The 6,991-nt window shown below is 69.5% G+C and carries 6 protein-coding genes and 1 pseudogene; 6 read left to right on the forward strand and 1 reads right to left on the reverse strand.

Annotated features, from left to right (window positions below; genetic code table 11):
* Positions 1-7: 7 nt before the first annotated feature.
* Positions 8-2,548: an aminopeptidase N gene (gene pepN / locus K8V84_RS02505; RefSeq protein ID WP_304069790.1), complete on the reverse strand. Its 2,541-nt coding sequence runs from the start codon at positions 2,546-2,548 to the stop codon at positions 8-10.
* Between the two features lie 223 nt (positions 2,549-2,771).
* Between pepN and K8V84_RS02510 the strand changes: the two genes are divergently transcribed.
* From K8V84_RS02510 to K8V84_RS02535, 6 genes and pseudogenes are all read left to right on the forward strand, one after another.
* Complete coding sequence (locus K8V84_RS02510) at positions 2,772-3,404, forward strand: DsbA family protein (RefSeq protein ID WP_304069792.1); 633 nt, start codon at positions 2,772-2,774, stop codon at positions 3,402-3,404.
* A gap of 18 nt (positions 3,405-3,422) precedes the next feature.
* Positions 3,423-3,578 carry a hypothetical protein gene (locus tag K8V84_RS02515; protein ID WP_200816045.1) on the forward strand — a complete coding sequence of 52 codons (156 nt, stop codon included), beginning with the start codon at positions 3,423-3,425 and terminating at the stop codon, positions 3,576-3,578.
* A 123-nt stretch (positions 3,579-3,701) separates the two neighbouring features.
* Complete coding sequence (locus K8V84_RS02520; RefSeq protein WP_304069798.1) at positions 3,702-5,123, forward strand: aldehyde dehydrogenase family protein; 1,422 nt, start codon at positions 3,702-3,704, stop codon at positions 5,121-5,123.
* A gap of 149 nt (positions 5,124-5,272) precedes the next feature.
* Positions 5,273-5,419 (forward strand): hypothetical protein, encoded by a 147-nt coding sequence (locus tag K8V84_RS02525; RefSeq protein WP_304069800.1) that lies wholly within the window; start codon positions 5,273-5,275, stop codon positions 5,417-5,419.
* A gap of 111 nt (positions 5,420-5,530) precedes the next feature.
* The gene (locus K8V84_RS02530; RefSeq protein ID WP_304069802.1) at positions 5,531-5,998 is read left to right on the forward strand and encodes a ribose-5-phosphate isomerase; all 468 of its coding nucleotides are present in this window, start codon (positions 5,531-5,533) and stop codon (positions 5,996-5,998) included.
* 491 nt (positions 5,999-6,489) lie between these two features.
* Positions 6,490-6,991: pseudogene (locus K8V84_RS02535) on the forward strand (serine/threonine-protein phosphatase); the annotation flags it as partial.

The following is a 6,991-nucleotide window of genomic DNA, read 5'->3' on the forward strand; positions in this document are numbered from 1 at the left end:
CCCGGCGTCAGACCTGACCGGCGGCGATGTCCGTGGCGCGGGCGCGCAGGGCGCGCTCCACACCGGCCTTGCCCTCGATCAGCAGTCGGCGTAGCGCGGGGGCGGGGGAGTGCTCGGCGATGTAGGCGTCCGTGCGCTCCAGCGTCCCCTCCTCGACCAGGTGGCTCGGATAGGCGACCTCGGCGAAGGTCTGGGCGAACTCACCGGTCCACTTGTCCCAGGCCGGGGCCAACTGCGCGAAGTACCGGTCCAGGAAGGGGCGGTACAGGTCCGACTGCAGCGGCTCGGTGAAGCCCAGCAACACCGATCGGAACTCGGCGTTGGCCAGGTCGCCACCGACGATCCGCTCCCAGGCGGCCTCCTTGGCCTCCGAGGTGGGCACGGCGGCCCGGGCACCGGCGGCGTTGCGCTGACCCGCGGCGGTGGGGTCGGCCTTCAGCTCGGCGGCGATCTCGGTCTCGCCCGCCTCACCCGCGGCGACCAGACGGTGCAGCAGGGTCCAGCGCAGGTCGGTGTCGACGGTCAGCCCGTCCACGGTGAGCGCGCCGTCCAACAGCCCGCGCAGCAGCGACAGGTCGGCCTCGGTGACCGCCACCGACGCGAGCGCGTTGACGTAGGCCAGCTGCAGGTCGCCGCCGGGCTCGGCGGAGGACAGCAGCTCGCGCAGGCGGGTCCCCAGCTTCTCGAAGCCGACGGGGCGCCAGGCCGGGTCGGCGTAGTTGACGATGGCGCCCGCGGCCTGTCGCAGCAGGGTCTGGGCGACCATGACGTCGCTCACACCGCTGATGCCGGAGATGACCAGCTCGACGTAGTCGCGGGCGGCCATCTCACCGTCGCGGGTCATGTCCCAGGCGGCGCCGAAGGCCAGGGCACGGGGAAGGGACTCGCGGATCTCGCCGACGCCCTCCACCACGGTGCGCAGGGAACGCTCGTCCAGGCGGATCTTGGTGAAGGTGAGGTCGTCGTCGTTGATCAACACCAGGTCGGGACGGGCCTTGCCGACCAGCTCGGGCACCTCGGTGCGCTCGCCGCTCACGTCCAGCTCCACGCGCTCACGACGCACGATGCCGTTCTCGGTGCGGTCGTACAGGCCGACGGCCAGACGGTGCGAGCGCAGGGTCGGGTGCTCGGCGGGGGACTCCTGCAGGATCGCGAAGGACGTGAAGTTCCCGTCGGCGTTCACCTCGAATTCCGGGCGCATGGTGTTGACGCCCGTGGTCTCCAGCCACTCGCGGGACCAACCGGACAGGTCCCGACCCGAAGCGGCCTCCAGGTGCTTGAAGAGGTCCTTCAGCTCGGTGTTGCCGAACGCGTTCTCCTTGAAGTAGGCGCGAACGCCCGCGAAGAAGGAGTCCACGCCCACGTACGCCGCGAGCTGCTTGAGCACCGAGGCGCCCTTGGCGTAGGTGATGCCGTCGAAGTTGACCTCGACCGCCTGGATGTCGACCATGTCGGCGGCGATCGGGTGGGTGGAGGGCAGCTGGTCCTGGCGCAGCGCCCACGCCTTCTCGACGTTGGCGAAGGTGGTCCACGCGTCGGTCCACTTGGTGGCGTTGGCCTGGCAGTAGACGCTGGCGTAGGTCGCGAAGGACTCGTTCAGCCACAGGTCGTCCCACCAGCGCATGGTGACCAGGTCACCGAACCACATGTGCGCCATCTCGTGCAGGATGGTCTCGGCGCGACGCTCGTAGCGGGCGTCGGTGACCCGGGATCGGAAGACGTAGTCCTCCAGGAAGGTGACGGCGCCGGCGTTCTCCATGGCCCCGGCGTTGAACTCCGGCACGAACAGCTGGTCGTACTTGCCGAAGGCGTAGCGTACGTCGAACAGGCCGTGGAAGAAGTCGAAGCCCTGCTTGGTGACCTCGAACAGGGCGTCGGAGTCCAGGTGCTCGGCCAGGGACGCGCGGCAGTACAGGCCCAGCGGGATGCCGTCGTGCTCGTCGCGGACCACGTGGTAGGGGCCCGCGATGAGCGCCGTGATGTAGGTGGACATCACCGGAGTGGCGGGGAAGTGCCAGCGCACGCGCTCGTCCCCGGCCTCCTCGCGCTCGACGTCGGGAGCGCTGTTGGAGACGACCTCCCAGGACGGCGGCGCGAACACGGTCAGCTCGAACGTGCCCTTCAGGTCGGGCTGGTCGAAGCACGTGAACATGCGGTGCGCGTCGGCGGTCTCGAACTGTGAGTACAGGTACACGGCTTCGTCGACCGGGTCGACGAAGCGGTGCAGGCCCTCGCCGGTGCGCATGTAGGCGGCGTCGGCGACGACGGTCAGCTCGTTGTCGGCCGCGACGTCGGGCAGGGCCAAGCGCTCACCGTCGAACAGCGCGGCCACGTCGAGCTCCACGCCGTTGAGGGTGGCCTTTCGCACCGTGGGCGCGACCAGGTCGATGAAGGTGCGGGCACCCGGTTCGGAGGAGGAGAAACGCACCGTGGTGGTGGACCGGAAGGTCTCGCCCCCGGTCGTCAGGTCCAGCTCCACGTCGTAGGAGTCGACGCTGAGGATGCGCGCCCGCTCCCGGGCCTCGTCCCTTGTGAGGTTCCCTGCCACGCAAAGCTCCCTTCGCGGCCGCCGTCTTCGCCGGCCGGAGTCTCATTGCCGGTCACGGCGAGCCCACCGAGCAGCGGATGAGCCGGGGCGGGCCTCGTCGGGCCGGAGGTCGTCCATCGACTTCGATCCTGCCACGCGCGGGTGCGGAATGTGCAACCGATACGTGTGGTTGTGGATCTAGGTGGTGAAAGTTCGCGACCCACTCGACGAGGAGTACCGGAAAATGACGCAGACCCCCGAACAGCAGGGCGATCAGGTCGCCTGGGCCGACATGTGGTTCGACCCCGCGTGCCCGTGGGCCTGGATGACCTCTCGCTGGCTGTTGGAGGTGGAGAAGGTTCGACCGGTGCGGGTGCGCTGGCACGTGATGAGCCTGGGCGTCCTCAACGAGGGACGGGACCTGCCCGAGGAGTACAAGAAGGGGGTCGAGCGCTCTTGGGGCGCGGTGCGCGTGTGCATCGCCGCCGAACAGCGCTTGGGAGCCGAGGTCCTGGACCGCCTGTACACGGCGCTGGGCACTCGTTTCCACAACCAGGGCGAGCCCCAGGCCATCGAGACGATCCGCGCCGCGCTGGCCGACGCCGACCTGCCGGTCGACCTTGCGGAGGCCGCGGACTCCACCGAATACGATGAGGCCCTGCGCGCCTCGCACGCCGAGGCGATGAAGCTGGTCGGCGAGGACGTCGGTACCCCCGTCGTTCAGGTCGAGGGGGTCTCCTTCTTCGGACCGGTCGTCTCCCCGACGCCGCGCGGAGAGGAGGCCGGAAGGCTGTGGGACGGCGTGCGTCTGGTCGCCGGGACCGACGGGTTCTTCGAGCTCAAGCGCACCCGTACCCGCGCCCCCATCTTCGACTGATCCACCTTGGAGGAACCCATGCCCGGGCCAGATGACGACCGTCGCGTCGACTTCTTCGACGACCTGGAGATCCTGCCCGACATCACCGGCGACGAGCGCGCCGAGGGATGGGGCGACACCGAGGAGGACTCCACGGCGAGACTGATCGCCGACCGGCCCCCGCACTGGGGCTGACCCGTCGGTCCCGCGCCCCTGAGCGTGGAACGACCCGGCCCGGTATCCGTGAAACCACGGATACCGGGCCGTTCGCCGTCGGGGGTATGGCCAACCCGAATCCCGTTCTGCGAAGGTGGTGTCATGCGATCCCTCTACATCGATGGCGCCTGGCGCGATTCCACCTCCGGTGAGTCCCTGGACGTGATCAACCCTGCGACCGAGCAGGTCATCGACACCGTTCCGGCCGGAACCACCGCAGATGTCGACGCCGCGGTCGAGGCCGCGGCCACCGCGTTCGAAGGGTGGTCCGCGCTCACGCCGGGGCAGCGCGTCACCCACCTGACCAAGGCCCTGGAGTCGTTCACCGCGCGGCAGAAGGACATCGCCGCGATCATGACCGAGGACATGGGCGCGCCCGTCGGCTTCGCCACCAAGGTGCAGGTCGGCCTCCCCTCCTTGATGTTCAGCACCTACATCGACCTGGTGGAGCAGCACGGGGAGCGTTACTTCACCGGTGAGAAGGTCGGCAACTCCCTGGTGGTGCACGAACCGATCGGCGTGGTCGGCGCCATCACGCCGTGGAACTACCCGCTGCACCAGATCGTCCTCAAGGTGGTCCCCGCCCTGCTGGCGGGCAACACCGTGGTGCTCAAGCCCAGCGAGGTGGCCCCGCTGGGCGCCTACGCCCTGACCGAGGTGTTCGAGGAGGCCGGGCTCCCGGACGGCGTGTTCAACCTGGTCAGCGGCACGGGTGCGGTGGTGGGCGAGGCGATCGCCGCGCACCCGAAGGTCGACATGGTCTCCTTCACCGGCTCCACCAGGGCCGGGACCCGGGTGTCCCAGGTGGCGGCCGAGACGGTCAAGCGGGTCGCCCTGGAACTGGGCGGCAAGTCGCCCAACGTGATCCTGCCCGACGCCGACCTGGTGCAGGCGGTCAAGCGCGGCGTCGCCGACGTCATGCGCAACACCGGGCAGAGCTGCAACGCGCTCACCCGCATGCTGGTGCACCGCGACTCCTACGAGGAGGCCGTTGAACTGGCCGCCTCGTCCGTTGCCAAGTACGCCCCGGGCGACCCGACCGATGAGGGCACCCGCCTGGGTCCGTTGGTCTCCGCAGCCCAGCTGGAGAAGGTCCGTTCCTACATCGACCTCGGCGTGGAGGAGGGCGCCCGCCTGATCACCGGCGGTTCCGAGCCGGTGGAAGGCCACGAGAAGGGCTACTTCGTGCGACCGACGGTCTTCGCGGACGTGCGCAACGACATGCGCATCGCCCAGGAGGAGATCTTCGGCCCCGTCCTGGCGCTCATCCCCTACGACACGGTGGAGGAGGCGGTCGGCATCGCCAACGACACCGTCTACGGGCTCAGCGCGGCCATGTGGTCGGGCGACTCCGAGCAGGGGCTGGAGGTGGCCCGCAGGCTGCGCGCCGGTCAGGTCGAGCTCAACGGCGGCGCCCTCAACCCGCTCGCGCCCTTCGGCGGCTACAAGCGCTCGGGCAACGGCCGTGAGTGGGGTCTGCCCGGTCTGGTGGAGTTCTGCGAGGTCAAGGCCGTGCAGATGTAGCACCCGGGGTCGTCACGGCCGGGACGCCTGTGGGAGGCGTCACCTCGTGCGACCACGTTCGCGGGGAATCACCCCCGGTGAGATGTGCGTTGTGCGGTGTGGGAAGATCCGGATCGGGCATCCCCGGTCGAAACCAAACGAGGTGTGAGTTGAGCAACAAGCCCGCGGTCTCCAAGGCAAGTCCTCTGAGCAAGGACCTCAAGTCGATCCTTATCAGCAACGTGATCGCCATTCTGTCGATGGCGGGCTTCGCCGTTCTCGGTCTGAGTGTCGCCGCCGCCGCTGCCGGAGCCTGAGCGGCCCACGGACGAGGCGCACGCCTCCCATACGTTCCGCCGCGCCCCACCCGATACGTTCACGGGTGGGGCGCGGCGTTTTTCGTGCGTGGAAGCTGTCACACTGGTGACGTGCGTGTTTACCTTGGATCAGATCATGCGGGCTTCGAGCTCAAAGAACACCTCGTCTCCTGGCTGAAGGAGCAGGGCCACGAGGTCGTGGACGCCGGACCGGTCGTCTACGACGCGGTGGACGACTACCCACCGTTCGTCCTGCGCGCCGCCGAGGGCGTGGCGAAGGACCCGGGTTCCCTGGGAATCGTCATCGGTGGCTCCGGCAACGGCGAGCAGATCGCCGCCAACAAGGTCGAGGGCGTTCGTGCGGCCCTGGCCTGGAGCGAGGACACCGCCAAGCTGGCGCGCGAGCACAACGACGCGAACGTGCTCGGTATCGGTGGGCGGATGCACTCCCTGGAGGAGGCCACCCGATTCGTGGAACTCTTCCTGCAGACCCCCTACAGCGACGAGGAGCGGCACACCCGCCGCATCGCGATGCTCGGCGATTACGAGCGGACCGGCGAACTGCCCCCGCTTCCCTGACACCCGTCGACGGCCCGCCACGAGCGGCCCGATCGGGCCCCCGCCCACCGCGGGGGCCCCTCGTGTTTCCATGGCGGGACGCACCGTGCCGCCGGGGATCAGGACGGCGGTTTCCGGGGACCGACGCCCACATCGGGGGCGGGTATGGGATCCCGGCGCGTGACCAGGTGCGTCGTGGCCCGACGGAGGGTGTGGCCCCACGGGTTTAGGCGGACCCCAAACCCGGGATAGTGGGGCGGATCGGCCCCGGATGCACGTGCCACTTCGGCACCCCAAGCGCTACAGTTCGTGCACAGCGGCGGGCCAGAGCCATCCGCGGTGCGATGGTGTCGCCTCCCGGGCGACCGCCACTCCTTTCGGGTGATCCCCCACGAGCCCCCGGCCCGCCGACGCGAGATCCGCCCCGACGCGACCCCGGCCGCGGCGGTGCGCCGTACGACGACCAGGAGTAACCCCCGCGAGCGAAGCGGGCGCGCCGACCACGAGGACCCATGAACTCCACACCGACCGCCAAGACCACCCGGCTGTTGCGCTCGACCGCGCAGCGGCTCGTCGCGGTGCTCCGGCGCAAGGTGCTGTTCCGGTACCGGCTCGTCCTCATCACCCTGGTGACCCTGGCCGTGGGGATCGGCGTGGGAGCCGTGTGGGGCCCCAGCGGTTGGTTCCCGCCCAGTTCCACCATCCTCACCGTTCTCGCCGGCGGCCTGCTCCTCAAGCGCAAGAGCCTGGCGTTCCTGCTGGGCGTGGTCGCCGCGGTCCTGGTGTTCGTGGCCTACATGCTCGACTTCGGTCAGGTGGGGCCGGGTCTGCTGGTCACCATCGGGGTGACCGCCGTGCTCTCGTACCTGTTGTCCGGGCTGCGAGAACGCCTCGGGGTGCAGGGGCTCAGCGGCGAGATGATGCTGCTGGACCTACGCGACCGACTACGCCACCAGGGCAGGCTGCCCGAGCTCCCCAAGGGGTGGGGGCGCACGGCGGTGCTGCGTCAGGCCG

The organism is Nocardiopsis listeri (genome assembly GCF_020741345.1).
GTDB lineage: Bacteria > Actinomycetota > Actinomycetes > Streptosporangiales > Streptosporangiaceae > Nocardiopsis > Nocardiopsis listeri_A.